This window comes from Bradyrhizobium sp. Kon58 (assembly GCF_055807455.1).
In genome coordinates this window covers 394,439-419,162 of sequence record NZ_JBVVOT010000002.1, presented here as the reverse complement: position 1 = coordinate 419,162, position 24,724 = coordinate 394,439, and the positions used below count along the sequence as shown (strand labels likewise).

At 64.0% G+C, this 24,724-nt stretch carries 23 protein-coding genes and 1 pseudogene; 12 read left to right on the top strand and 12 right to left on the bottom strand.

The genetic code is table 11. The features are described 5' to 3' along the window. Positions 1 to 86 precede the first annotated feature (86 nt). Entirely contained in the window at positions 87 to 1,265 is a 1,179-nt protein-coding gene (locus AC0L20_RS05835) for an acyltransferase family protein (protein ID WP_473287858.1), read from the bottom strand. 190 nt (positions 1,266 to 1,455) lie between these two features. On the opposite strand from AC0L20_RS05835, the gene AC0L20_RS05830 reads away from it, so the two are divergent. Next, positions 1,456 to 1,629, top strand: coding sequence for a DUF1328 domain-containing protein (locus tag AC0L20_RS05830; protein ID WP_007602280.1), 174 nt, complete (start codon positions 1,456 to 1,458; stop codon positions 1,627 to 1,629). A gap of 118 nt (positions 1,630 to 1,747) precedes the next feature. On the opposite strand, the gene AC0L20_RS05825 is transcribed toward AC0L20_RS05830, so the two are convergent. Further along, positions 1,748 to 2,107 carry a DUF427 domain-containing protein gene (locus tag AC0L20_RS05825; RefSeq protein ID WP_027567668.1) on the bottom strand — a complete coding sequence of 120 codons (360 nt, stop codon included), beginning with the start codon at positions 2,105 to 2,107 and terminating at the stop codon, positions 1,748 to 1,750. 211 nt (positions 2,108 to 2,318) lie between these two features. Here AC0L20_RS05825 and AC0L20_RS05820 point away from each other — a divergent pair, with 211 nt between their 5' ends. Both AC0L20_RS05820 and AC0L20_RS05815 read left to right on the top strand, forming a co-directional pair. Continuing rightward, complete coding sequence (locus tag AC0L20_RS05820; protein ID WP_007602284.1) at positions 2,319 to 2,555, top strand: BolA/IbaG family iron-sulfur metabolism protein; 237 nt, start codon at positions 2,319 to 2,321, stop codon at positions 2,553 to 2,555. Positions 2,556 to 2,579: 24 nt separating this feature from the next. Then, positions 2,580 to 3,773, top strand: a complete 1,194-nt coding sequence (locus AC0L20_RS05815) for a low temperature requirement protein A (RefSeq protein ID WP_473287857.1) — start codon at positions 2,580 to 2,582, stop codon at positions 3,771 to 3,773. A 25-nt stretch (positions 3,774 to 3,798) separates the two neighbouring features. Here AC0L20_RS05815 and egtD read toward each other — a convergent pair whose 3' ends face one another. Further along, positions 3,799 to 4,770 carry an L-histidine N(alpha)-methyltransferase gene (egtD, locus tag AC0L20_RS05810; RefSeq protein ID WP_473287779.1) on the bottom strand — a complete coding sequence of 324 codons (972 nt, stop codon included), beginning with the start codon at positions 4,768 to 4,770 and terminating at the stop codon, positions 3,799 to 3,801. 52 nt (positions 4,771 to 4,822) lie between these two features. Next, positions 4,823 to 6,115 carry an ergothioneine biosynthesis protein EgtB gene (egtB, locus tag AC0L20_RS05805; RefSeq protein ID WP_473287778.1) on the bottom strand — a complete coding sequence of 431 codons (1,293 nt, stop codon included), beginning with the start codon at positions 6,113 to 6,115 and terminating at the stop codon, positions 4,823 to 4,825. A 241-nt stretch (positions 6,116 to 6,356) separates the two neighbouring features. On the opposite strand from egtB, the gene grxD reads away from it, so the two are divergent. Genes grxD through AC0L20_RS05785 form a run of 4 tightly spaced genes read left to right on the top strand, consistent with a single transcriptional unit; the run spans position 6,357 to position 9,835 of the window. Continuing rightward, the gene (grxD, locus tag AC0L20_RS05800; RefSeq protein ID WP_063995769.1) at positions 6,357 to 6,683 is read left to right on the top strand and encodes a Grx4 family monothiol glutaredoxin; all 327 of its coding nucleotides are present in this window, start codon (positions 6,357 to 6,359) and stop codon (positions 6,681 to 6,683) included. 3 nt (positions 6,684 to 6,686) lie between these two features. Then, positions 6,687 to 7,238, top strand: a complete 552-nt coding sequence (locus AC0L20_RS05795) for an O-acetyl-ADP-ribose deacetylase (protein WP_473287777.1) — start codon at positions 6,687 to 6,689, stop codon at positions 7,236 to 7,238. A gap of 46 nt (positions 7,239 to 7,284) precedes the next feature. Further along, positions 7,285 to 8,571, top strand: a complete 1,287-nt coding sequence (locus tag AC0L20_RS05790) for a serine hydrolase domain-containing protein (protein ID WP_473287776.1) — start codon at positions 7,285 to 7,287, stop codon at positions 8,569 to 8,571. Position 8,572: 1 nt separating this feature from the next. After that, complete coding sequence (locus AC0L20_RS05785; RefSeq protein ID WP_473287775.1) at positions 8,573 to 9,835, top strand: serine hydrolase domain-containing protein; 1,263 nt, start codon at positions 8,573 to 8,575, stop codon at positions 9,833 to 9,835. A gap of 122 nt (positions 9,836 to 9,957) precedes the next feature. Here the strand turns inward: AC0L20_RS05785 and AC0L20_RS05780 are convergent, their stop codons facing one another. From AC0L20_RS05780 to murI, 6 genes are all read right to left on the bottom strand, one after another. Beyond that, positions 9,958 to 11,025 carry a threonine aldolase family protein gene (locus AC0L20_RS05780; protein ID WP_473287774.1) on the bottom strand — a complete coding sequence of 356 codons (1,068 nt, stop codon included), beginning with the start codon at positions 11,023 to 11,025 and terminating at the stop codon, positions 9,958 to 9,960. Positions 11,026 to 11,114: 89 nt separating this feature from the next. Further along, the gene (gene rpsD, locus AC0L20_RS05775; RefSeq protein ID WP_007602315.1) at positions 11,115 to 11,732 is read right to left on the bottom strand and encodes a 30S ribosomal protein S4; all 618 of its coding nucleotides are present in this window, start codon (positions 11,730 to 11,732) and stop codon (positions 11,115 to 11,117) included. A 196-nt stretch (positions 11,733 to 11,928) separates the two neighbouring features. Then, positions 11,929 to 12,696: an acyltransferase gene (locus AC0L20_RS05770; RefSeq protein WP_473287773.1), complete on the bottom strand. Its 768-nt coding sequence runs from the start codon at positions 12,694 to 12,696 to the stop codon at positions 11,929 to 11,931. Positions 12,697 to 12,800: 104 nt separating this feature from the next. After that, positions 12,801 to 13,184 (bottom strand): cupin domain-containing protein, encoded by a 384-nt coding sequence (locus tag AC0L20_RS05765; protein WP_473287772.1) that lies wholly within the window; start codon positions 13,182 to 13,184, stop codon positions 12,801 to 12,803. Positions 13,185 to 13,258: 74 nt separating this feature from the next. After that, positions 13,259 to 14,032 (bottom strand): HpcH/HpaI aldolase family protein, encoded by a 774-nt coding sequence (locus AC0L20_RS05760; protein ID WP_211397685.1) that lies wholly within the window; start codon positions 14,030 to 14,032, stop codon positions 13,259 to 13,261. Positions 14,033 to 14,093: 61 nt separating this feature from the next. Then, positions 14,094 to 14,891, bottom strand: a complete 798-nt coding sequence (gene murI / locus AC0L20_RS05755) for a glutamate racemase (RefSeq protein WP_473287771.1) — start codon at positions 14,889 to 14,891, stop codon at positions 14,094 to 14,096. Between the two features lie 173 nt (positions 14,892 to 15,064). On the opposite strand from murI, the gene AC0L20_RS05750 reads away from it, so the two are divergent. Together AC0L20_RS05750 and AC0L20_RS05745 are read left to right on the top strand one after the other, a co-directional pair. After that, a complete protein-coding gene (locus tag AC0L20_RS05750; protein ID WP_473287770.1) occupies positions 15,065 to 15,613 on the top strand; it encodes a cytochrome b in 549 nt (182 codons plus the stop codon). A 66-nt stretch (positions 15,614 to 15,679) separates the two neighbouring features. Continuing rightward, a pseudogene (locus tag AC0L20_RS05745) lies at positions 15,680 to 16,319 on the top strand (glutathione S-transferase family protein). A gap of 18 nt (positions 16,320 to 16,337) precedes the next feature. Here AC0L20_RS05745 and AC0L20_RS05740 read toward each other — a convergent pair. Next, positions 16,338 to 17,144 (bottom strand): Crp/Fnr family transcriptional regulator, encoded by an 807-nt coding sequence (locus AC0L20_RS05740; RefSeq protein ID WP_473287769.1) that lies wholly within the window; start codon positions 17,142 to 17,144, stop codon positions 16,338 to 16,340. A 278-nt stretch (positions 17,145 to 17,422) separates the two neighbouring features. Continuing rightward, complete coding sequence (locus AC0L20_RS05735; RefSeq protein ID WP_473287768.1) at positions 17,423 to 18,520, bottom strand: SecDF P1 head subdomain-containing protein; 1,098 nt, start codon at positions 18,518 to 18,520, stop codon at positions 17,423 to 17,425. Between the two features lie 260 nt (positions 18,521 to 18,780). Between AC0L20_RS05735 and AC0L20_RS05730 the strand changes: the two genes are divergently transcribed. The 3 genes from AC0L20_RS05730 (at position 18,781) to AC0L20_RS05720 (ending at position 24,567) form a co-directional block, all read left to right on the top strand. Then, positions 18,781 to 20,688 carry an acyl-CoA synthetase gene (locus AC0L20_RS05730; protein WP_473287767.1) on the top strand — a complete coding sequence of 636 codons (1,908 nt, stop codon included), beginning with the start codon at positions 18,781 to 18,783 and terminating at the stop codon, positions 20,686 to 20,688. A gap of 166 nt (positions 20,689 to 20,854) precedes the next feature. After that, positions 20,855 to 22,708 carry a caspase family protein gene (locus tag AC0L20_RS05725; protein WP_473287766.1) on the top strand — a complete coding sequence of 618 codons (1,854 nt, stop codon included), beginning with the start codon at positions 20,855 to 20,857 and terminating at the stop codon, positions 22,706 to 22,708. Between the two features lie 26 nt (positions 22,709 to 22,734). After that, positions 22,735 to 24,567: a caspase family protein gene (locus AC0L20_RS05720; protein ID WP_473287765.1), complete on the top strand. Its 1,833-nt coding sequence runs from the start codon at positions 22,735 to 22,737 to the stop codon at positions 24,565 to 24,567. Positions 24,568 to 24,724 lie beyond the last annotated feature (157 nt).

Sequence of the window (24,724 nt, the reverse complement as noted above, 5' to 3'; positions counted from 1 at the left end):
GCCCGGATGAGCGAAGCGACATCCGGGTCTTTGTCGAGAGGTTTCCCGGATGTCGCTGCGCTCATCCGGGCTACGAGCGTCGTGCCTCACAACACGTGCGACGCCCCCGGAATCTTCCGCAAGCCCGCCGTCAGTCCCCAGCTCAGGATCACCGTGAGCACGAAGCCGATCGTGGCTTTCACGATCGCAGGCCAGCCGTAATCGAACAGCGCGTACTGAATCCACAACGCGATCGGATAGTGCACCAGGAAGATGCCGTAGGCATCCGCCTGCATGCGGTCGAGCAGGTTCGGGCCCGGCGACTTCTGGTGCAGGAAGAAGGCGAGGATCGCGAGCAGGATCGAGCCTGAGAACAGCACGAAGAACGTGCCGTAGATGGCCTGGTACCAGTGCGGCTGCGGGTCGGGATTACCGAGTATCTCGCGCTTGATGTAGATCATGACCCACATCATGCAGTAGGGGATCAGCGTGGCGATCACCCACAGCCAGCGCTGTTTCGGCAACTGGCCGTCGGCGCTGAGAATACCGCGATTGAAGTTCGCAGCTCCAACGCTGACGCCGATGAAGAAATAGGCGAAGTAGAGCAGGATGCGGCTCGCCTGCACGGAGAACGGCCCGAACTCGAACCATTTGCTGCCGCCGAAATAGAGCAGCGCCGGCACGTAGGCGATCGTGGTGACGACGACGAGCAGCAGCCAGAATGCGGCCGGCTTGTCGAATCCGCGTAGCGACACGCGATTGCCCGGATCGACCAGATGCGCGGAAACCCGGTAGAGCAGGCTCGCGCTCAGGTCGAATGCCAGCAGCACCCACACGAACCAGATCGGGCCGCTCGGCCACGGGCCAACCGTGATCGTCTTCCACCAGAACGCCGTGAAGCTCAGCCCGGGATCGTGCCGCAGCGCGATCGCGTAATAGGCGAGCGGGATGACGGTGAACGCCGCGATCGCGAACGGCAGCCCGAGCCGCAACAGGCGGTCGCGGAGAAAAACTGACGGCGCCTTGCGCGCGATGCCCGGCCAGGTGAACAGTCCCGACAGGAAGAAGAACATCGCCATGAAGAAGCTGTCGGTGGCGAGCACGACCACGTCGAAACCGGCCCAGGACGCCGAATCAGTGTGCCCGAAATAGGTGTAGGGGATGACGGCGTGGTGCAGCAGCACCACCAGCGTGAGGAAGGTGCGGGCGCGATCGAGCGACAGATTGCGCGCCTTGGCCTTCGGCGCCGCATGCGCCTCTGCTCCGATCGTCGCTGAATGTGACATCGTCATCGTGGCCGCCCCGGTCGCGCTTTCCGTCCCGGCCGGACTTTGCCGCCGGGAACCGGATTCAGCAAGGGTCGTTTGGGACGCCCGCAGGGCCCGCTGCCGCTAGGAACCAGTTCCCTGCGACGCAGTTAGCGTTCGCCAAAAGGGTTTGAGGGCCGCGACAGGCGGTACAATTTCGGAGCTGGCGATGACGATCCTGAAATGGGCGCTGATCTTCTTACTTGTCTCGATCGTGGCCGGCGTGCTCGGCTTCACCGGCATCTCGGCCGCCTCCGCCGACATCGCCCGCTTCCTGTTCTATGTGTTCGTCGCGATTTTCCTGGTGCTGCTGATCCTGGGGCTCACGATATTCAGGGCGTAGCGGGGCTCGCGTCAGCCATCGCTGCCGTCATGGCCGGGCTTGTCCCGGCCATCCACCCCTCGCCGCGCATGTCCAAGAACGTGGATGGCCGGGACGAGCCCGGCCATGACGGAAGCAGCTACCCCACTTCCTCGATCTTCACCTTGTCCGGATAGAAGGCGAGATGGCCCGAAATCTCGGTCATTGCGGGAAAGGGTGCCTCATAGGTCCAGATCGCGTTGTCCAGCGTCTTGCCGTCGGCCTTGACGCTATAATAGCTCGCATCGCCCTTGTAGGGGCAATGTGTGACGCGGTCGGTGCGCTCCAGCAGCGCCATGTTGGCGTCCTGTCGCGGCACATATTGCACCGCCGGATATTTCGCCTCTTTCAGCGTCAGCGCCTTGGTGGTCTCGGCGATCACGATGTCGCCAGCCGTGACGCGGACGCGCCGGGGATTTGGGGTGATGGTGATGGGGTGGTCGGGCCCTGGAAGCTTCATGATTCACGCCTTTTTCGATCACTCTGCCGCGCGCGGCACTTTGTCGTGGCTTTATCCAGATCGGATCACCGATATAGTGCCGGAAGGCGTGACGTAGAAGGCCGTTCACGCTAAGTTTGGCCCCGCCGGCAAGTTTGGCTTTGCAGATCCGGACCCCGGCAGCGATTCGACGACAAAGGCTGATTGCAGCCGAGACAGGAGCACGACCCGAATGCCTATGGACGCCCACGATATCGAGGCGATGATCAAGGCGGCGATCCCCGATGCCGAGGTGACCATCCGTGACCTCGCCGGGGACGGCGATCACTATGCCGCGACCGTGATCTCGGAGACCTTCCGCGGCAAGTCCCGCGTCCAGCAGCACCAGATCGTCTATCAGTCCCTGCGCGGCCAGATGGGCGGCGTGTTGCATGCGCTGGCGCTGCAAACCGGGGTGCCGGGCGCCTGATCCGATCGTGACGGGGGCATGACGATGGCTGCGGACAATCCGCGCGGCGCGATGTTTCGCGTCATCCTGCCGAACCAGCACAGCCGCGTCACCAATGCCGAGCTGTTCTTCGACCTGGTCTTTGTTTTCGCGATCACGCAGGTCTCGCACACATTGCTGCACCATTTCACGCCGCTCGGTGCGGTGCACGTCGCGGTGCTGTTTCTCGCGGTATGGTGGGTGTGGGTCTACACCGCCTGGGTCACCAACTGGCTCGATCCCGAGCTGACGCCGGTCCGGATCCTGATCTTCCTGATGATGCTGGGTGGCCTCGTGCTGTCCACGACGATCCCGACCGCCTTCGAGGGGCGGGGGCTGTGGTTCGCGATCGCCTACGCAACGATGCAGGTCGGGCGCACCGCCTTCTGGATGTTCGCGACTCCGCGCCACCGGACGGCGGTCCGGCACAATGCGATCCGCATCCTGACGTGGCTCTCGGTGTCCGCGATCTTCTGGATCCTCGGCGGCCTCGCCCATGACGAGGCGCGGCTGTGGTTCTGGATCATGGCACTGACGATCGAATACATCTCACCGGCGGTGCGCTTCTGGGTCCCGAAACTGGGCTTCTCGTCGGTCGAGGCCTGGGCCGTCGAAGGCGGCCACATGGCCGAGCGCTGCTCGCTCTTCGTCATCATAGCGCTCGGCGAGGCCGTCGTGGTCAACGGTGCGACGTTTGCCGAGCTGGACTGGACCGCGGACAACATTTTGGCCTTCGTCTCCGCGCTGGTCGGCAGCATCGCGATGTGGTGGGTCTATTTCCACAAGGGCGCCGAGGCCGGCGCCGAGCGCATCTCGAAATCCGCCGAATCCGGCCGGTTGGCGCGGCTCGCCTACACCTATTTGCACATGCCGATCGTCGCCGGAATCATCCTGACCGCGGTCTCCGACGAGCTGGTGCTGAAGCATCCGGTCGGGCATTCCGATATCAGGACCATCGTGAGCACGATCGGCGGTCCCTTGCTGTTCCTGGTCGGCACCATCCTGTTCAAGCACGCGATCCGCGGCTTTCTCCAGCTCTCGCACGGGATTGGCATCATCGCGCTCGCGGCGCTCTCGTGGTTCGCCGCCGAACTGTCCCCGCTATGGCTGTCGGTCGCCGCGACGGTGATCATGATCGTTGTTGCGGTATGGGAATCGGTCTCGCTGGGATCGGCGCCGGAAGAAGCCGAGGAGCATTGAGCCGGCGCCATTGGCGCCGGAGCGCTTACTCCGCCGCCTCCAGCGCATGCACCGAGAACATCTTCGCCGCATCCGTCCAGCTCTCGCGCACCCGCCAGCCCGCGCCTTGCGCCAGCGCCGCGAACCGATCGATGCTGTATTTGTAGCTGTTCTCGGTGTGGATGCTTTCGCCCGCGCGGAACGAGAAGCTGGTGCCGAGCAGGCGCACGGTCTGGCTCTTCTTGCTGATCAGGTGCATCTCGATGCGGTGCCGCTCGCGATTGTAGATCGCGCGATGGGTGAAGGCGGAGAGGTCGAAATTGCCGCCGAGTTCGCGATTGATCCGTACCAGCACATTAAGGTTAAAGCGCGCGGTGACGCCGGCGGCATCGTTATAGGCGTCGTGGAGCAGGCGCTCCTCCTTCTCGAGGTCGGCGCCGATGATCATCTGCGCGCCGCGGCCCAGGATAGCGCGCGCGCTTCTCAGGAAGGCCTGCGCTTCATGCGGCTCGAAATTGCCGATGGTCGAGCCCGGGAAGAACCCGACCTTGGGCATGGTCGCCACTGCCTTGGGAAGCTCGAACGGCGTGGTGAAGTCGGCCGCCACCGGGTAGATGCCGAGTGACGGAAAATCCCGCTTCAGGCCGTTTGCCTGCGCCGTCAGGAAGTCGCCGGAGATGTCGACGGGCACATAGGCCGCGAACTTGCAGTGGTTGAGCAGCAGGCGAACCTTTGTGGTCGCGCCTGCGCCGAATTCGACCAAGGCCGCGTTCTCCGGAATGATTTTCGCGATCTCGCTGCCGCGCTCCTTCAGGATCGCAAGCTCCGTGCGCGTCGGGTAATATTCCGGCAGCCGTGTGATCGCTTCGAACAATTCCGATCCGGCCGCATCGTAGAAATATTTCGGCGACAGCTTTTTGGGCTGCTGCGAGAGGTCCTCGATGGCCTCGCGCGCAAAGGCGGTGGTTTGTTCGTCGGGAAGATGGGCTTCGGCCAAAGCGCTGGCGTGCACATTCATGATACTCTCCTGAACGCGCTGTCCGGCGCGCATTTGTCGTCGGATGAGAATTTTACTCGTAGTCGGCGAGCCGCAGTCCCGTGAATTGCCAGCGGTGGTGCGGATAAAAGAAGTTGCGGTAGGTGATACGGCTGTGCCCCTCCGGGGTTGCAAGCGAAGAGCCGCGCAGCACCAGCTGGTTGACCATGAACTTGCCGTTGTATTCGCCGAGCGCGCCTTCGATGGCGCGATAGCCGGGGTAGGGCGAGTAGGACGATCGCGTCCACTGCCAGACGATGCCGAACGCATCGTTGAGCTGGCCCGCGCGGGCCGCGACCTCCCATTCCATCTCGGTCGGCAGATGTTTTCCGGCCCAGCGCGCAAAGGCGTCAGCCTCGTAATAGCTGACGTGGCAGACGGGCGCGTCGGGATCGACCGGCTTGAGGCCGGCCAGCGTCATGACATGCCATTGACCGTCGATCTCGCGCCAATGGCCGGGGGCGTCCCAGCCCTCGTTGTTCACGGCTGCAAAACCGTCCATCAGCCACAGCGTTGCGGTCCGGTAGCCGCCGTCGCGCATGAAGGCGAGCCATTCGCCATTGGTGACGAGATTGCGTGCGAGCTTGACTGGGCCGACGAGGGCGCGATGCGCCGGCTTTTCGTTGTCGAAATGAAAACTCTCGTCGACATGACCGACGGTGTGGATGCCTTCGTTCAGCGTTAGCCAATCCTCGCTGGCCGGCGTTGCGGCCGGGAAGCGCCAGTCCGGATCATAGGCCGGCGGGATCGGGTTCTGCGCGAAGGCGTGCAGGATGTCGGTGAACATCAATTCCTGATGCTGCTGCTCGTGGTTGAGGCCGACCTCGACCAGCGGCGCGATCGCGCGAAGCTTGTCCTCACCGGCGTCGCGGAAGAATTTCACGACGGCAGCGTCGACATGTTTTCGATAGGCGCCGACCTGATCGGCGCTCGGACGGGTGATATCGCCGCGGTGATTGCGGGAATGGCGTGGGCCGGCGCTGACGTAATAGGAATTGAACAGGAAGGCGAAGTCAGGGTGAAAGAGCCGGTAGTCCGCACAGTGCTCGCCGAGCACGAACTGCTCCCAAAACCAGGTGGTGTGCGCCCGGTGCCATTTCGTCGGGCTCGCATCCGGCATGGACTGGATCTGCTGGTCCTCCGGCGACAGCGGCGCGGCCCGGCGCTCGGTCTCGTCGCGGACGGCGAGAAACGCGTCTTCCAGCCTCTGGGCAAGGCCGCCCAAATCGGCCGACGGTGACGGAGCGGGGGCCGTAGCGGAGGCTTGTTTCGTCACGTTTTTCTCCAGACAGGACAAGAGAACGTTGTTGGCGTTGTCGGGTTCCAAAACGCCGGGTTCGTCCTAGATAGGGGCTCCGTGACGGTATGAAAGTCCTCCCCGGCGATGATATTCGTGGCATCATGCAATGGGCCAGTGCAGCCGAGAGCGGTCCACCCAGGGGCCGCTCGCCGCCATTTTACTTTGGATGCACAACGGTTTGGGCTACATATATAGGCAGGGATCGGGTTAAATCGGCTGAGCCAGCCCGAAGCGATTGGAGTGGGCTCCGCCCCAGAAGGACACGGATATGAGCATCGAGGAATTCATCGCCAACGAAGTGAAGTCGAACGACGTGGTTCTGTTCATGAAGGGCACACCGCAGTTTCCGCAGTGCGGGTTCTCAGGCCAGGTCGTCCAGATCCTCGACCACATCGGCGTCGGCTATAAGGGCCTCAACGTTCTCGAATCCGCCGAACTGCGCAACGGCATCAAGGACTTTTCGAACTGGCCGACCATCCCGCAGCTCTATGTGAAGGGCGAGTTCGTCGGCGGCTGCGACATTGTCCGCGAGATGTTCCAGGCCGGTGAATTGCAGCAGCTCTTCTCCGAAAAGGGCGTCGCTGTCGCGGCCTGATACGTGACCCAGCTGACGCGCCGGATCGGCGGCGCGGAGCTCAAGGTCATCGTTGCTGACATCACCACGCTGAGCGTTGACGCCATCGTCAACGCGGCCAACACGTCGCTCCTGGGTGGGGGCGGCGTGGATGGCGCGATCCATCGGGCGGCCGGGCCCGGGCTTCTCACCGAGTGCCGGAAGCTCGGAGGATGCCCGACCGGCGATGCGAAGATCACGAAGGGTTACCTTCTCCCTGCGCGCTATGTGATCCATGCGGTCGGCCCGGTCTGGCACGGCGGCACTCGCGGTGAGGCAGAGGCGCTGGGCTCATGCTATCGCCGTGCCCTTGAGCTCTGCGGGGCCAATCAGCTGACCTCCGTGGCGTTCTCCGCAATTTCGACCGGGGTTTACGGCTTTCCGGCCGACCAAGCGGCGAAGATTGCGGTCCATGCCACCATTGAAGCCCTGCCGGCCGCGCCGCTGGTCGCCGACGTCATATTTTGTTGTTTCTCGGAAAAGAGCGCGGCTGTGCACGCGGACGTTTTGGCGCGGCACGGCGGCCCTTGTGCCTGATGACGTGGTCGGTACACTCCGCCCGGCCATGTTCCGGGGAGGGGATATGATTTCACGATCTGGACTGCGCGCGCTGGTCTGCGCCGCGCTCGTGTCGTTGGGTACGATGTCGTTCGCGCGGGCGGAGGGCACCTACGAGATTCCGGCCGGCGCGCATTTCAACAAGGACAAGCTCGCGAGGGTCACCGAGTTCTTCAAGAACGAGGTCGCGACCGGCAAGATCGCCGGCGCAAACGTGCTCGTCAAGCAACATGGCAAGCCGGTGTACCACGAAGTCTTCGGCGTGCAGGACGCGGTCAGCAAGGCGCCGATCACCGACAAGACGATCTTCCGCCTGTTCTCGATGAGCAAGGCGATCACGTCCGTCGTCGCAGTGAAACTGATCGAGGAAGGTACGATCAAGCTCGACGATCCCGTCTCGAAATACATTCCGTCCTTCGCCAATGTGAAGGTCGGCGTCGAGAAGAAAGCCGAGGACGGCACCAAGTCGCTCGAGCTCGTGCCGCCGAGCCGGCCGATGAAGGTGCACGATTTGATGACGCACACTTCGGGCGTCACCTACGGCTTCTACGGCGATAGCCTGGTCCGCAAGGCCTATCGCGACGCCAACATCTATGCCGGCGATTTCGACCTCGCCGAGTTCGCCGAGCGCATCGCAAAACTGCCGCTGCACAACCAGCCGGGCGCGCTGTGGCAATACGGCCATTCCACCGACATCCTGGCGCGGGTCATGGAAGTCGCTGCCGGCAAGCCGCTCATCGAGATCGAGCGGGAGAAGCTGCTCGACCCGCTCGGCATGGTCGACACCGGCTTTTTCGTCACCGATCCCGTAAAGCAGAAGCTGCTGGCGCAGCCGGTGCCGAACGACAGCGATTTCCGGGTCGGGAGGATCAACGATCCGACGGTCGTCAAGAAGATCCAGTTCGCCAGCGGCGGTATGGTGACGACCATGGCCGATTATGAGCGCTTTACGCAGATGCTGCTCAACGGCGGCAGCCTCGACGGCAAGACGATTCTCAAGCCCGAGACGTTCAAGCTGATGGTGACCGACCAGATCGGCCCCAAGTCGGGCGTCGATCGCGATTATTTCTACTTCCCCGGCGATGGTTTCGGCTTCGGTCTCGGACTTGCGGTGCGCACCGATCCCGGCAACGCCAAACCGCCGCCGCCCGGCGATCTCGGCGAATTGAAATGGGACGGCGCCTCCGGCTGCTATTTCGTGATCGACCCCAAGCAGGACATGTTCTTCGTGCTGCTGGAGCAGACCCCGACCGAGCGCCAGCGCGTGCAGCGGACATTGAAGCAGCTGGTCTATGAAGCGTTGGAGAATTGACATGTTCGGGCGCCGCGCATTGATCGCGGCGCTCGTCCTTTTCGCCGGCGGCATCGTTGCGAAGGCAGGCTCCGAGAGACCTGCGGTCCGCACGCTCTCGCCCGCGGGGCTGGCGAAGGTTTCCGACTACATCCGCAACGAGGTCGCCACCGGCAAGATCCCCGGCGCCATCCTGCTGCTTCAGCAGCACGGCAAGCCGGTATATTACCAGGATTTCGGCGTCCGCGACGTCGCGACCGAGTTATCGATGAGCGCGGACACGATCTTCCGCCTCTACTCGATGTCGAAGCCGATCACCTCAGTCATGGCGATGATGCTGGTTGAGGAGGGCAAGCTGTCGCTCGACGATCCCGTCTCGAAATACATTCCGGCCTTCGCCGGCATGAAGGTCGGCATCGAAAAGAAGGCCGAGGACGGCAAAGTCGCCCTGGCGCTGGAGCCGCTGGAGCGACCCATCACGATCAAGGATCTGCTGCGCCACACCTCCGGGCTGCCTTACGGCTATTACGGCGGCGGCATGGTGCGCGAGCTCTACGCGGACGCCGATCTCTTCAACAGCAATCTGACCAACGCCGAATTCGCCGCCAAGATCGCCACGCTGCCGCTGGTCGAGCAGCCCGGCACGGTGTGGGACTATGGCTATTCCACCGACGTGCTCGGCCGCATCGTCGAAATCATCGCGGGAAATACGCTGCTGCAGTTCGAGAAAGAGCGGCTGCTCGATCCGCTCGGCATGACCGAGACGGCTTTCTTCGTCGCCGATCCCGCCAAATTCCCGCGCATCGCCGAGCCGATGCCGGAGGATCGCAACATCAATCCGACGACGCAGGTCCGCGACATCAGGCGGCCCGCGACATGGGAATCGGGCGGCGGCGGCATGGTCGGCACGGTCGGCGACTACGCCCGCTTCGCCCAGATGCTGCTCAACGGCGGCACTTATGACGGCCGGCGCTATCTCAAACCGGAGACCATCGCGCTGATGGCCTCGGATCATATCGGGCCGGAGACGAAGATCGCGCGCGACCAGAACTATTATCCGGGCGGATCTTCCGGCTTCGGTCTCGGCTTCGCCGTGCGTACCTCGGTGCCCCCCGGCACATCGTGGCCACTTGGCGAATATCGCTGGGACGGCGTCGGCGGCACGTTCTTTTTCATCGATCCCGAGGACGATCTGTTCGGGATCTTCATGGTGCAGACCCCGACGCAGCGCGGCCGGATTCAACTGGCGCTGAAGACGCTGATCTACCAGGCGATGGGGCGGTGAACCGCCGTTGTTTTGCCGCCGGATAAGAGCAGTAGCCCGGATGAGCGCAGCGACATCCGGGATCCCTGCGAGTGAAGTCCCCGGGTATCGCTGCGCTCACCCGGGCTACGGGACTGCTCGGCTTACGCTCCGCGCACGATCTCGCGGATATATCCGATCGTCTCTTCGATCTGACTCGCATTGACGTCGAGATGCGTGCAGGCGCGGATGCGGCCGTCCATCATCGCAAGCGTCACACCGCGCTGGCGCAGCGCCGCGACCATCTTGTCGCCGGGAATGCCGGCACCATCGGGCTTGAAGAACACCAGGTTGGTTTCGGGCTCCTGCACCTCGACGCCTGCGATCTGCGACAGTCCGCGGGCGAGCGCACGCGCATTGGCGTGATCGTCGGCGAGCCGATCGACATGATGGTCGAGCGCGTAGATGCAAGCCGCCGCGCAGATTCCGGCCTGTCGCATCGAGCCGCCGAGTCGCTGCTTCCACTGCCAGACCGCATCGATGAAGGCGCGCGAGCCCGCCAGCACGCCGCCGATCGGCGCGCCCAAGCCCTTGGAGAAGTCGATCCAGGCCGAATCCCAGCCCGCGGTCATGTCGCGCGGGGAGATGCCGCTCGCGACAGTGGCGTTGAGCAGGCGCGCGCCGTCCATGTGGGTGACGAGGCCATGTTGTTTCGCGATCGCGACGATCTCGTCGAGCGCGGCTTTCTTCCAGATCGTGCCGCCGCCGATATTGGCGGTCTGCTCGACGCTGACCACCGTCTGCGGCGGCTGGTAGCGGGTGCGCGGATGCAGCGCTCTGCGAAAGGTCTCCGGCGTGAACTGGCCGTCGGGTCCCTTCAGCTGCGTGACCTGGAAGCCGCCGATCGCGGCATGCGCGCCGCCTTCGCGTGCGATGATGTGTGCGCTCTCGTGCGCCAGGATCTCGTCGCCGGGGCGGCAATGCACCAGCGTCGCGGTGACATTGCACATCGTGCCTGACGGCATGTACACAGCGGCTTCCTTGCCGAGTAGCTCGGCGACGCGGTCGCACAGGGCATTCACGGTCGGATCGTCGCCGACCTGCTCGTCGCCGACCTCCGCCCGCGCCATCGCCTCGCGCATTGCAGGTGTCGGCTTTGTCTGCGTGTCCGACAGCAGATTGATGCGCACCGGCGGCGCTTTGGGATCGATCGGGGGAGGGGTGTAGAGCATGCGACGCCTCCTGAAAGTAAACGGCCACTGAAGTGTGGCTCTTTAAGCAAAAAGGCCCCGGCGAACCGGGGCCTTTCGATATTCAGATCTTAGCGCGAATAGAATTCGACGACCAGATGCGGCTCCATCTGCACCGGGAACGGCACGTCCGAGAGGTGCGGGATGCGAATATATTTCGCGGTCATCTTGCCGTGGTCGACTTCGAGATAGTCGGGGGTGTCACGCTCGGAGAGCTGGCTGGCTTCGAGGACGTGGGCGAGCTGCTTGGAGGATTCCTTGACCTCGATCACATCGCCGAGCTTGACCAGATAGCTCGAGATGTTGACCTTGCGGCCGTTCACCTTGACGTGGCCGTGGTTGATGAACTGGCGCGCGGCGAAGATCGTCGAGACGAACTTGGCACGGTACACGACCGCGTCCAGACGGCGCTCGAGCAGGCCGATCAGGTTCTCGCCGGTGTCACCCTTGAGGCGGCTGGCCTCGACATAGATGCTGTGGAACTGACGCTCGGAGATGTTGGCGTAGTAGCCCTTCAGCTTCTGCTTGGCGCGCAGCTGCACGCCGAAGTCGGAGAGCTTGCCCTTGCGGCGCTGGCCGTGCTGGCCGGGGCCGTATTCGCGGCGGTTCACGGGGCTCTTCGGGCGGCCCCAGATGTTCTGGCCCATACGGCGATCGAGTTTGTACTTCGCCTCACTGCGCTTAGTCATCGCGTCCTCTTCAGGTACATGGTTTGAGGAAACGCGCCCTCCTGTGTGACGGGCTAGCCCGGCACTGACAGGTCCAATCCCAAAGCTTAAGGGACAGGACCACGGGTCGCGAAACGCTTCGCGGGCCGAAATCGGCCCGCGAGCAAGCGGCTTTTAGGAGGATTTGGGGCTCGCTGTCAATGCGAATGGCCCGGACTCACGTCCCGACCGCCCGGATCGGCTTCGACCCGGCCGCCCGCAATTCGGCAGCGATTTCAGTGTTCAGGACCTGTTCAAGGCGGGTCAGGACCCGGGCGATCGGGGCGGCGTCGGTGACCCGGTGATCCCAGCGGATCACGACATGGATGGTCTGGTCAGGTCCGACCACGCCATAGCTGAGAATGAAGGGGCCGGGCGTGATCGGGTGAAGCTCGCCACCGCCATAGGCGGCCACCGAGCTCACCGCGAAGCTGCCGAACCAGTTGCCGCGCTGCCGGCCGAAATTCAGTCCTGTCGCCCAGGACAACCGCCGCAGCGGCAGCGGTAGACGGGTCACCCGCATGATCTTGCGAAACATGGGAATTTCGTCGATCGGGGCGGTCTTGGCGCGCCGGATCTCGGCGTCGACCGCAGCCAGGGTCATGGCCTCGGGAGCTGCGATTCGCTGCGGGATCACGCATTCCTCGCCACCCTCGACCCGGGCAATGGCCACCGAGGCCACACTCTTCGGCAGCTCGTAGAGCGACGGCCAGGGCCATTTGGCATAGACGGTACGCAGGACCGGTTCGTCCCTGGCGACGAGGGCAAAAGCCTTGACGAACATGGCCGCCCAGCCGGCTGGTGCCATCGCGCCCGCGCGGGCCTCCAGCAGGGGGCCGATATCGAGCGAACGGGACAGGGACACAAAGGGCACGCTCATCGAGGCGCGCATGAGGTCGATAATCAGGCGACGCGGCAGCGAAATGGTCTTGGACGTCCCGCGCATCGCTTTTAGGTTCCCCCTGATTAAAATTTGTGCAGCGAGCGGGTTCCCGCTCGCCGCCTGCTCTAGCACGAACCAACGAGCTCAGGGCCGGTCGGTTCGCCGCATCAGGGCGCCGGCGAGGCCAGCGGCTTGGTCTTGTCGACGATGTAAACTCCAAGCACTTTCATAGTCTTGTCGCCGTGGGCTTTGGCGTCGTGCACGACGCCTGCCGGGATCTGGTAGGAATCGCCGGCTTTCAGCGTCTTTTCCGGCTGCCCGTCGATGAGGAGATTGAGTTCACCTTCGAGCACGTAGCCGGTCTCGATGCCCGGATGGGTATGGCGTCCGGCCGCGCCGCCCGCCGGGACCTCCGCGATGGCGGTGATGGTGTTGTAGCCATCCGGAAATTCGACCTTCTGGAGCGGGGTGCGCTTGATGCCGGGCTGCTGGGCGAAGGCGGCAACGGCGAGGCCGGTGAAGGCGAGAGCGAGCAAGGTCTTTTTGAGCATGGTTTTTTTCCTCCCTGGAACGACTGAGCCTAGCAGCGCAGCAGTTCCCGGCAAGGTGGCAATCGGCTTTGCCGTCAGCGCTTGATCCCCTCGAACGCCGCCATGATGCCGCGCTGGAATAGCGACCAGTCGAAGCCGAGCGCGATCGCGCGGTAGCCCCGGTCGATCAGCTGGTTGGCCTGGTCTGCGGTCCGCGCCACGCCGCCGATCGGTACGCCGCTCCTGAGGATGCCGGCCTCGGCCCGCGCCACCAGCTCCAGCAATTCCGGATCGTCCATCTGGCCGCGCTTGTTGATGGAGGTGGCGAGATCGCCGGGGCCGATCACGGCGACGTCGATGCCGGGCGTGGCCATGATCTCGTCGATGCGGTTGACGGCGTCGACGTGCTCGATGGTGATCATGCAGATCATCTCGTCGTCGGCGCTGGCCATGTAGTCCGGCATCGACTGGCCCCAGCGGAATGGCGCATGGAACGGACCCCAGAGCCGATCGCCACGCGGCGGATAGCGCACGCTGCGCACCGCTTTCTCGGCTTCAGTGCGATTGGTGATCATCGGGAAATTGATGCCGAAGGCGCCGATGTCCATCGGTGCCTTCGCAAGCCATGGCTCGTTCGCCGCGATCCGCACCAGCGGTGTGCACGGCGTGCCGGTGGTGGCCGCGATCATCGCATGTGCTTCGGTCAATCCAATCGGCCCATGCTCGAGATCGACGATGATCCAGTCGAGCGAGCGCGCCATGATCTGCACGGTCTGCACGCTCGGGATCGTCGCGATCGCGCCAAAGGCGGGACGACCCTCGCGCCAGAGCTGGCGGAGACGGTTGAGCGGCGTTGCGGGGACCGACATGGGAAGAACCTGTAGGAAACGACGAGGGCGGAGCCTAGCAGCGCGCCGTCGAGGCGCAAGGTCAGGCTGGAATGCGGCCGCCGAAGAACGGCATCAGCGTGGCCGAAAGACCATGCACGCGGTTCGAGGTGAAGATCATCTCGGCGCCGGATTGCGCGATACCGCCGGTGTGCGGGCCGAGCAGATCCGAGACGCGGCGGGCGATCGCGGGCGCCGGATCGATCCAGTCGACCGGCCAGGGCGCGAGCTTTTTCAGCCGGTCGAGCAGCAGCGGGTAATGCGTGCAGGCGAGCACCACGGTGTCGGTGCGTGCGCCTGCGTCCCCGGCATCGCCGACGAAACACGGGGCGAGCTCGGCGAGAATGGCGTCGTCGCCGACGGGAGAGCCGCTGAGCTCGGCTTCGGCCAGCGCGGCCAGCTCGGGCGAGCCGACCAGCGTCACCTCGCAGCCTTGCGCGAAATCGCGGATCAGCGCCTTGGTATATTCGCGCTTCACCGTGCCCTTGGTGCCGAGCACCGACACCCGCCGGCTCCTCGATTGCGCGCAGGCCGGCTTGATCGCCGGCACCGTGCCGACGAAGGGCAGGGAATATGCGGCGCGCAGATGCGATAGGACCAGGGTGGACGCCGTGTTGCAGGCGATGACGACGAGGTCAGGATCATGCGTGCCGACCAATTCCCCCATCAGCGGCACCACGCGGGCGATAATCTCGTCCTCGCTGTGGTGGCCGTAGGGAAAGAAGGCGTCGTCCGCGACATAGACGTAATGCGCGTCGGAGCGCGCGGCCACGACCTCACGCAGGACCGTGAGCCCGCCAAGGCCGGAATCGAACACCAGAATCGTCGGGGAATTGGTCACGTGATCACTCTAGCCGGACATGGTTACCATTCGGTTTTTGGGGCGGTTTTGCGGCAGGGGCGCTTAGGGCTAATTTGGAACGATTCGATTTCGCGATTGCCGCATGGTCCCGGTATCAGCTGCCGTACTGCGGTGCGGATGGGGACAGGCCCGCAAAACTCCGGAGAACCGACATGATCAGAAATACCAGTCACGGCTGGGGCAGCATTTCCCGATGGCTGCACTGGGTTCTGGCGCTGACCATCATCGGCATGATCGGCTTCGGGTGGTGGATGAACCACGTCCCGGCGCGTCCCGACCGCTTCTTCTATCGCTCGATCCACGCCGATATCGGCTATGTGATCCTGCTGCTCACGGTGCTGCGCCTGGTCTGGCGCCTTATCAACCCGACGCCCGATATGCCGGCCGAGACCTCGCGCTGGCAGAAGGTCGCGGCCCACGTCAGCCACGGCGCGCTCTACCTCGCCGTCATCGTCGTCACCATGTTCGGCTGGGCGCATTCCGGTGCGCACGCACCTGATTATTCGGACTTCTTCGGCCTGTTTCACGTGCCGCAATTCACCGCTCCCGACCGCGCGGCGGCGGGCGCCTATGAAGACCGCCACATCCTCTTTGCCTATGTACTGCTCGCCTTGATCGCGGTTCACGTGATCGCCGCTCTCTGGCACCACTTCATCCGCCGCGACCGCGTCGTGGCGCGGATGGTGACAGACGAGGCGTAGTCGCAACCACACCTATGCGTTCTCGTGGCACATCCCACATTCTGCTTCATGTCTTCAGGAGGCCTCATGCTCATCGTCCATCATCTCGGCAAGTCGCAGTCCGAGCGTATCGTCTGGCTGTGCGAGGAGCTGGGGATTCCCTACGAGCTGAAGCGCTATACGCGCGATCCCGTCACCATGCTGGCCCCGGCCGAGTACAAGGCGCTGCATCCGATCGGGGCGGCGCCGGTGATCACCGACGGCGAGCTGGTGCTGGCGGAATCCGGCGCGGTCGTCGACTACATCGTTGCAAAATATGGCAACGGCCGACTCGTGCTCGGTCCCACTGATCCCGCCTTCGCGCAATTTCTGTATTGGCTTCATTTCGCCAATGGCACCCTGCAACCCGGCATGGGGCGGATGATGATCCTGAGCCGGCTCGATCTCGAAGGACAATCCGACCCTGCTCGCGATGAAGGGGCGTCTCGATCGGGCCTACGATCTTCTCGACGCAAGGCTTCGCGAGGCGGAATATCTTGCAGGCAGCGCCTTCACGACCGCCGACATCATGACGCTGTTCTCGCTCACCACCATGCGCTACTTCCAGCCCTATGACGTGTCGCGCTGTCCCAACGTGGTCAAATATCTCGGCCGCATCAGCGCGCGGGCGGGCTATCGGCGTGCGATGGAGAAGGCCGATCCGGGCATGGCGTTGCTCTTGAACTGAACGGCGGCGCGCACTCGATCACGCGATCCTGTTCGTGGTGGCCGCCCGCTCCGACGCCAGCTGCGTCTGGAGGCGCTCGATGTTCTGCAGTAGCCGCTGGCTGGTCAGCACCAGGAAGTAGTAGCCGAACTGCGGATCCTGGAAGTAGATCTCGAGTAACCGGTCATAGGTGATCGTCAACACCTGCCCGTCTTCGATGCATTCGATCGTGCCTGTGCGCCGGTTGCCCGGTGTGAGGAAGCCGAGCTCACCCATCAGCGCGCCCGGCATGATCTCGATATTGATCTCCTTGACCAGGAACTTGCCGGTGACCGTAAGGAGCATCTCCTTGGCTGGGTCGCCCAGTTTGAACAGCGTGTCGCCGCGGCGATATTTGCGTTCGGTCATGAACGGCTTGAGCCATTCGATCGACATGTCGCCTTCGGCCGCATGGCGCGCCTTCTTGACGAGCTTGAGCATCTGCCGCAGGCGCAAGGCGTTGATCGGTAGCAGCAGGAGATAGAGCAAGAAGGTCGAGACGTTGGCAGAGAGCGCGCCGAAGACGGCGAAGAACGCGCAGCCGACCATGTTGGCGACGCGCAACGGAACCATCGTCCGCATCAGGAGCGTGGCGACGAAGAAGCCGGCGCCGACCGCGGCAAACATATTGGCCAGCGTGATGTTCTGGACGAAGATCTCCAGCATCCGATTGAAGATCGAGTCATAGGTGACGTTGTTCGGATCGAGGCCCATCTGGACCAGGATCTTCGCGATCCTGAGGTTATCCGTCGCCGCCTCGAGAATGCGGTCGAGGATCGACGAAATGTCTGCGCTGCCGGACGGCATGGTACTATCCCCGCGTAAGGCCTTCAGTCACGGTCGGTCTTCTCGACACCTATAGCCGAAATCGAACGACGACCGCTTGAATGAAGCTTTCGGCCGCCGTGCCGCAAGAGGCAAATTTTAGCCTGATCGGGCGTTTCGGCAATTGCCTGTTTGGCGGTGCGTATGGCCGTGGCGCGCCCGCGATTCGGGGGTCACCGGGGACGAGCCTCGGCGTGGTGGACCTCGGCGCCGGACAGGGCGGGGCGGGACTAGGCGTGGGCGTGGGGCGATCCCCGCTCTTAGGGTTTGGCGGCGGGCGGCACGACCTGCTGCTCGACCAGGCTGAGGTGCCCCGGCAGCGAACCGGCGCGCAGCAGCATGGCGACGCTGTTTGCTTCCTCCAGGGTGAAATTGCCGGAGATCTGGCCCGAGCCGCCGGTGATGGGCTCGCGGATCACGGGGGCGGAGATCACCTTGCCATCGAGCACGATGGCGAAGGGCTTTGCGATGTTCTCTTCGGTGATATGGGCAAAGCGCCGCGTGCCGCGGCCATTGAAGCGGAACGAGGCGATCGGCTCTTTTGTGGCGCTTGCAAACCCCGGGCCCGCATAGCTGATGTCGTCGCCGTCGAGCACGCTGTCCTTGGCGACCAGATAAAGGCTCTTGTCCTTGAAGCCGGGCAGGACTTCCGTGCCTGTCGGCGGCGTGCCGGATTGCGCCTGCTCCGGCGGCATGGAGAGGTCGATCAGGTGGAAGCCGACCTTGACCCTTCGGGCGAAGACTGCGGTGACGCGCTGGGGCTCCATCACACCGGGCAGGAAGATTCGGATGCGGTCGGTGCCATCGGGCTGGACGCTGGCGAGCTGGACGCCAGCCTCCTTCAGACGCTGCTCGATCATGGCGATGGCATCTTCGACGAGTTCGTGCAACCGCGTGGCGGATGCCGCATTGGTCGGCGCGAGCCTGACCAGTCCGTCGCCGCCGTCAGTCACGGCGAGTGCATGCGACGGCAATCCTTCCGCGGCCGACGCGAGCTTGCGTGCGAGTTGCTCGCGGCCCTTGACGTCGGCAATCTTCAACTCGACGCCGCCGTCGCGGATCGCAAGACCGGAGAAGGCGATCTTGCCCTCGCGCAGGTTCTTGTAGACGTCGTCGCGCAAATCCGTAACGACGCTCTCGCGCAGGCCATCGGTGTCCACCTTGTAGACGATGCGTGACCCGCCGAGCTTCTCCATCTTGTCGCTGATGAAGGCCGAGATCTTGGCGCGCATCTTGTCGATCTGGCCGTCCTCGGCGTGTGCCGGGCGGGGCAGGGCGAGCACCGATGTCATGATCCCTGCTGTCACGGCGAGCGCGATGAACAGCCGGGTGGCGCAATCCCGCGGGGGCGTGGTCATGATCACCTCAAGTCTTGCGCCAGGGCGCTGGCAAGGACACCGGCATGTGAGTCCAATGCCAGTTCTTGGTCCCCGGATCGGGCGCGCAGGTTCAAAAGCCTCTCACCAGAGCCCGATTACGGCGGCCGTTAGGTCATGGACGAACGCCAAATCATCGATCATTCTGCCCTTGCTCGGCCGGCCATCGGTCGAGGTCTCGCCAACCCAAAAAGTCAAAAGACAGGGCGCGGGGACATGCATCTGAGGGAGGACGGAATTCCATGGCGGGCATCCACGCGCTCGATCGCTTCATCGGCAACGACTATCCGGACCTGGCAACGGACGCAGAGGTTCGAGCCTTCGAGCAGGTCCCTTACGTCGATCGCGTCGCGGCCGAGAGCACTTACGACGCCATCAGGCTGGGTGCGGCCCGTAACCCCGACGGGCCGGCGCTCCAGTTCCTGCAAAACGCCGATCCCGCCGACACGCCGGTCGTGGTGACGTACCGTGATTTCATCGCGCGCGTCACGCAGGCCGCCAACATGTTTCACGCGCTCGGCGTCGAGAAGGGCGACGTCGTCAGCTTCATGCTGCCGCTGGTGCCGGACGCCTTCGTAACGCTGTTCGGCGCGGAGGCCGCCGGCATCGCCAATCCCGTCAATCCGCTCCTGGAGCCGCACCAGATCGCGGAAATTCTGGAGGCCGCGAATACAAAAGTCCTGGTGGCGCTCGGGCCGATGCCGGGCACCGACATCTGGCAGAAAGTCGAGCAGATCAGGCCGCAACTCAAGCACCTCAAGGCGATCGTGCAGGTGTTCGGCGGTGGCGATCCGGCGACAGGAATCTTTGCCTTCAACGACCTCATCAAGCCGCAGCCTTCGGACCGCCTTATCACCGGGCGCAAGATTCTCGGCAGCGACATCGCCGCCTATTTCCACACCGGCGGCACCACCGGCACGCCAAAGCTGGTGCGGCACACGCATGCCAACCAAGTCTATCAGGCCTGGGCGCTCAATCTGCTGCTGGAGTCGAAGCCGGGCGCCAACATGCTGTTCGGCATGCCGCTGTTTCACGTCGGGGGCTCGTTGACGCAGGTGTTGACGACGCTATCGGCGGGCGGTTCGCTGGTCGTGCTGTCGCCGAGCGGATGGCGCAATCCGAATGCGGTCAAGAACATCTGGCAACTGGTCGAGCGCTTCAGGCCCGAAGCGCTGTCGAGCGTGCCGACGGTACTCGCCGCAACGCTCGCGGTGCCGCCTGGGAATGCCGACATCTCCAGCCTGAAATATGCAGCCGGTGGCGGCTCCGCGATCCCGGTCGCGGTGGGGTCTGCGATCCAGGACAAGCTCAAGCTGCCTGTCGTCGAGGTCTACGGCATGACCGAGACCTCGAGCGTTCACACGCTGGCCTATCCGTCGCGCCCGATCCGGCTCGGCTCGGTCGGCCTGCCGATGCCCTATGCGCGAGTCCGCATCGTCCAGCTCGATGGCGAGGGCAAGCTGATCCGCGACTGCGCGCCGGACGAGATCGGTGTCGTCATCATGGCCGGGCCCGGCGTGTTCGGCGGCTATCTCAACGACGAGCACAACAAGGGTGCCTTCGTCGACGAGGTCTGGGTCAATTCCGGCGATCTCGGCCGGCTCGATGCCGACGGCTATCTCTGGATCACCGGCCGCGCCAAGGATCTCGTGATCCGCGGCGGCCACAACATCGATCCGGCACCGATCGAGGAGATCATGTTCCGGCATCCTGCGGTCGGCTTTGCCGCGGTGGTCGGTCAGCCCGACGCCTATGCCGGCGAACTGCCGGTGGGGTATGTGCAGCTGAAGCCCGGCGCGACCGTCGAACCGGGCGAGCTGGAGACATGGGTGCGCGAGCGTACGCCGGAACGCGCGGCTGTCCCGGTGCAGGTCATCCCGATCGATCCGATGCCGGTGACCGGCGTCGGCAAAGTGTTCAAGCCGCAGCTGCGCTGGGACGCAGCCCAGCGCGTGTTCACGAAGGTGCTGACACCGCTTGCCGAGCGCGGCATCGACTGCAAGGTCACGGTCGGCGCTCACGGCAGCCACGGCTCGATCGCCACCGTGACGCTGGCGGGCCTGCCGGCGGATCAGCGCGAGGCGGTTGCGCGCGAGGTGCACGCATTGCTTGCACCGTTCGTGATGCGCCACGAGGTGCTGCAAATGTAACGGACCCAACAGACGGCTTCGGTGTCAGCTCGAAAGCAGGGCGACGCTTCGCCGCATTAGCCATACCCCCGATAGAGCTCCCTATGTGACAAGCATCACATAGGAAGAATTGGCAATCGGCGATGCTACCGAATAGTCTCATGGAATTGCATCCGGGGGGACGCAAGTGATTCCGTTTCGGTTATTTGCTTTGTTGATTTTGGCCATTGGCCTTGCCTGCGGACCGGCACATGCAGACCGGCGGGTTGCGCTTGTCATCGGCAATTCCGCCTACAAGAGCGCGCCCAAGCTCGGCAACCCCGTCAACGATGCCACTCTGGTCGGCGGCATGTTCAAGAAGGCCGGATTTGATTTCGTCGACGTCAGGCTGGATCTCAGTGCGAGCGAGATGCGGCGCATGTTGCGTGAGTTCGCCGGCAGGACCCGCGATGCCGACATGGCGGTGATCTATTACGCCGGTCACGGCATCGAGCTGGACGGCACTAACTATCTTATTCCGATCGACGCGACGCTGGAGACGGATGGCGACGTGCTCGACGAAACCATCCCGGTCGAGCGCGCGCTGTTCGCAGTCGAGCCGGCCAAGCAGCTGCGCCTGATCATCCTGGATGCCTGCCGCGACAATCCATTTTCCAAGACCATGAAGCGGACGCTGGCCTCGCGCGCGATCGGTCGCGGGCTTGCCAAGGTCGAGCCGACCAGCCCCAACACCATGATCGCCTTCGCCGCAAAGGCCGGTTCGACCGCGTCCGACGGTGACTCCAGGAACAGCCCGTTCGCCGTCGCTTTGGTCGAGCACTTGCCCAAGCCGGGCCTCGATTTACGCAAGGCGTTCGGCTTCGTGCGCGACGACGTGCTCAAGAGCACGGGCTATAAGCAGGAGCCCTATGTCTATGGCTCCCTCGGCGGCGACGATGTGCCGCTGGTCGCGACCAAGCCGCCAGCGACCGGTCCGCAGGCCAATCCGCAGGATTCTATTCGCAGGGATTACGAGCTCGCGCTGCAGCTTGCCACGCGCGACGGTTGGGAAGCGTTCCTGGCGCAATATCCCGAAGGTTTCTATGCCAATCTGGCCAAGGGCCAGATGAACAAGATAGCCGCCGAAGAGACGCGCGCCTCGGCCGAGCAAAAAGCGACTGCGGCCGAGCAGCAGAAGGCAAGGCTCATTGCCGAACGCGCCCAGAAGGCCGAGCAGGACAAGGCGGCCGCGGCGGCCAAGGCGGCCGAAGAGGCACGTGTCGCAGCGGAGAAGCAAAAGCAGATCGAGCAGGCAAGGGCCGACGCGGCGGAGCAGCAGCGCAAGCTGGCCGAAGCCGCCGCGGCGAAAGCACAGGCCGAGAAGCAGGCGGCGGAGAAAGCGAAGGCCGAGCTTGCCGCCAAGCAGGCCGCCGAGAAGGCGGAACAGGCGGCAAAGCCTGTGGCCGATCGGCAGATGCCTGAGGTCGAGCAAAAAGTTGCAGCCCTTTCACCGGCGCCGGCATCCACATTGTCGGCGGCTGATCTGACAAAATCCGTGCAGGGTGAATTGCGCCGCGTCGGCTGCCTGTCCGCCACCGCGGACGGCGACTGGAGCGCAGCATCGCAGCGTTCGCTGACCCTGTTCAACAAATATGCCGGCACCCAATTCGACGCCAAGCTCGCAAGCGTCGACGCGCTCGATGCCCTGAAAGCGAAGCCCGGACGGGTTTGCCCGCTGGTTTGCAATTTCGGCTTCAAGGCGGATGGCGATCAATGCGTGAAGATCACCTGCCGCGCCGGCTACCGCGTCGGCGACGACAACGACTGCGAGAAGGTCCAGGAGAAGAAGCCGGTCGCGACGCGGGATGACGCGAAGAAGCGGGATGCTGAGCGTAAGCAGGGCGACTCCTCGCCGCCATCGCCTCAAGCCAAGTCATCGGGACAAATTTACTGCAACAGCGCTGGCTGCCGTCCCGTTCGACCGGGTTGTCGTCTGCAAGCTAGTACTTCCCTAGCTGGTTCGGCGGAGGCACGGATATCTGGTGCAGAGGTCTGCAACTGATCGCAAAGTCAATCCAAAACCCGCGGATGTATTGCGTGAACATCGCTCGATATTTCTTCCTATTCATATTTGCGGCTCTTTGCACCTGCGCGCCGGCGCAGGCCGAGAAGCGCGTTGCGCTCGTGATCGGCAATTCCGCCTACAAGAACGCGCCGCGGCTCGCGAACCCGGTGAACGATGCCGGGCTGGTCGGCGGCATGTTCAGGAATGCGGGTTTCGATACGGTCGAGATCAGGCTGGATCTCAATGCCAGCGAAATGCGGCGATCGCTGCGCGAATTCGCGGCCAGGACGCGCGATGCCGACATGGCGGTGATCTACTATGCGGGCCACGGCATCGAGCTGGACGGCAGCAACTACCTCGTTCCGACCGATGCCATGCTGGAAACCGACGGCGACGTCCTCGATGAGACGATCGCGCTCGACCGCGCGCTGTACGCGGTCGAACCGGCCAAACAACTCCGTCTCGTCATCCTCGATGCGTGCCGCGACAATCCCTTCGCCAAGACGATGAAGCGCACCCTGGCCTCGCGCGCGATTGGCGGCGGGCTTGCCAAGGTCGAGCCGACCAGTCCGAACACGATGATCGCCTTTGCGGCCAAGGCGGGATCGACGGCGTCGGATGGCGACTCCCGCAACAGCCCGTTCGCGGTCGCGTTGACCGATCATCTGCCGAAGCCCGGGCTCGATTTGCGCAAGGCGTTCGGGTTTGTCCGTGACGACGTCTTGAAGAAGACCGGCAACAAGCAGGAGCCGTATGTCTATGGCTCCCTGGGCGGCAGCGATGTGCCGCTGGTGCCGGCAAGGCCGGCCGCCGCAGCCGGTCCGCTGGCAAATCCGCAGGACAGTGTGCGCAAAGACTACGAGCTTGCCCTTCAGGCCGGCCTGCGCGAGGCTTGGGAGGCATTCCTCCAGACCTATCCGGACGGCTTTTACGCCAACCTCGCCCGCGTGCAGTTGAAGAAGATCGCCGCCGAGGAGGATCGCACGGTGGCGACAGAGAAGGCGCGTCTGGCCGAACAGGAGAAGGCGAGGCTCGCGACCGAACGAGCCCAGAAGGCCGAGCAGGAGAAAGCCGCCGCAGCTGCCAAAGCCGCGGAAGAGGCGAGGATCGCGGCCGAGAAAGCCAAGCAGATCGAGCAGGCCAAAGCGGAGGCGGCCGAACGAGATCGCAAGGCGGCGGAAGCTGCCGCGGCCAAGTCGCTCGCGGAGAAGCGAGCGATGGAGAAGGCGGCGGCTGAGGGCGCAGCGAAGCAGGCCACGGACAAGCAGGCGGCTGACGCCGAAAGCAGGAAGGTCGCCGCGCTGTCGCCGCCGCCAAGCTCCCCGCCGTCCGGCGATCTCACGAAGTCTGTTCAGAGCGAGCTACGCCGGGTCGGCTGTCTTTCGGCCGCAGCTGACGGCGACTGGAACGCCGCGACGCAGCGCTCGCTGACGCTGTTCAACAAGTATGCCGGCACTCAATTCGACGCGAAGCTTGCGAGCGTCGACGCGCTCGATGCGCTGAAGGCGAAGCCGGGACGGGTCTGCCCGCTGGTGTGCAATTTCGGCTTCAAGGCCGACGGCGATCAATGCGCGAAGATCACCTGCCGGGCAGGCTATCACGTCGGCGATGACAACGAATGCGAGAAAGTGCCGGAGAAGAAGCCGGTGGCGACGCGCGAGGATTCGAAGAGGCGGGACACGGACCGGAAGGCAACCGAATCTTCGCCGTCCAAGCCCGAGGCAAGCGGACAGATATTCTGCAATTCGGCGGGCTGTCGTCCAGTGCAGAAAGGATGCCGGCTCGTCAATGGGCTTATCCCCGGCAGGGCCGCCTCAAACGCGGCCGCCGGTGGGTCGTACGAGGTGTGCAATTGAGAGCCGGGCTAAGTTGATGCGGTGGAGCGCGTAAATCCTACGCCGCCGGTATCCATTCGTGATGCTGCATGAGATGGTGCGCTGCAGGTGAGGGCAGATGACACAAGGCTTGCATGCCTCGCCGCAAGCGAGCATCATTCCCCGAAAAAATGGGGGA

Coding starts and splice junctions, on each gene's coding strand:
- AC0L20_RS05730 (WP_473287767.1), top strand. CDS start 18,781: ATGGCGGGCATCCACGCGCTCGATCGCTTCATCGGCAACGACTATCCG.
- rpsD (WP_007602315.1), bottom strand. CDS start 11,732: ATGACTAAGCGCAGTGAGGCGAAGTACAAACTCGATCGCCGTATGGGC.
- AC0L20_RS05735 (WP_473287768.1), bottom strand. CDS start 18,520: ATGACCACGCCCCCGCGGGATTGCGCCACCCGGCTGTTCATCGCGCTC.
- AC0L20_RS05820 (WP_007602284.1), top strand. CDS start 2,319: ATGCCTATGGACGCCCACGATATCGAGGCGATGATCAAGGCGGCGATC.
- AC0L20_RS05760 (WP_211397685.1), bottom strand. CDS start 14,032: ATGTCGGTCCCCGCAACGCCGCTCAACCGTCTCCGCCAGCTCTGGCGC.
- AC0L20_RS05770 (WP_473287773.1), bottom strand. CDS start 12,696: ATGCGCGGGACGTCCAAGACCATTTCGCTGCCGCGTCGCCTGATTATC.
- AC0L20_RS05815 (WP_473287857.1), top strand. CDS start 2,580: ATGGCTGCGGACAATCCGCGCGGCGCGATGTTTCGCGTCATCCTGCCG.
- AC0L20_RS05780 (WP_473287774.1), bottom strand. CDS start 11,025: ATGCTCTACACCCCTCCCCCGATCGATCCCAAAGCGCCGCCGGTGCGC.
- egtD (WP_473287779.1), bottom strand. CDS start 4,770: ATGAATGTGCACGCCAGCGCTTTGGCCGAAGCCCATCTTCCCGACGAA.
- AC0L20_RS05720 (WP_473287765.1), top strand. CDS start 22,735: ATGTATTGCGTGAACATCGCTCGATATTTCTTCCTATTCATATTTGCG.
- AC0L20_RS05825 (WP_027567668.1), bottom strand. CDS start 2,107: ATGAAGCTTCCAGGGCCCGACCACCCCATCACCATCACCCCAAATCCC.
- AC0L20_RS05765 (WP_473287772.1), bottom strand. CDS start 13,184: ATGCTCAAAAAGACCTTGCTCGCTCTCGCCTTCACCGGCCTCGCCGTT.
- AC0L20_RS05790 (WP_473287776.1), top strand. CDS start 7,285: ATGATTTCACGATCTGGACTGCGCGCGCTGGTCTGCGCCGCGCTCGTG.
- grxD (WP_063995769.1), top strand. CDS start 6,357: ATGAGCATCGAGGAATTCATCGCCAACGAAGTGAAGTCGAACGACGTG.
- AC0L20_RS05740 (WP_473287769.1), bottom strand. CDS start 17,144: ATGCCGTCCGGCAGCGCAGACATTTCGTCGATCCTCGACCGCATTCTC.
- AC0L20_RS05830 (WP_007602280.1), top strand. CDS start 1,456: ATGACGATCCTGAAATGGGCGCTGATCTTCTTACTTGTCTCGATCGTG.
- AC0L20_RS05835 (WP_473287858.1), bottom strand. CDS start 1,265: ATGTCACATTCAGCGACGATCGGAGCAGAGGCGCATGCGGCGCCGAAG.
- AC0L20_RS05750 (WP_473287770.1), top strand. CDS start 15,065: ATGATCAGAAATACCAGTCACGGCTGGGGCAGCATTTCCCGATGGCTG.
- AC0L20_RS05785 (WP_473287775.1), top strand. CDS start 8,573: ATGTTCGGGCGCCGCGCATTGATCGCGGCGCTCGTCCTTTTCGCCGGC.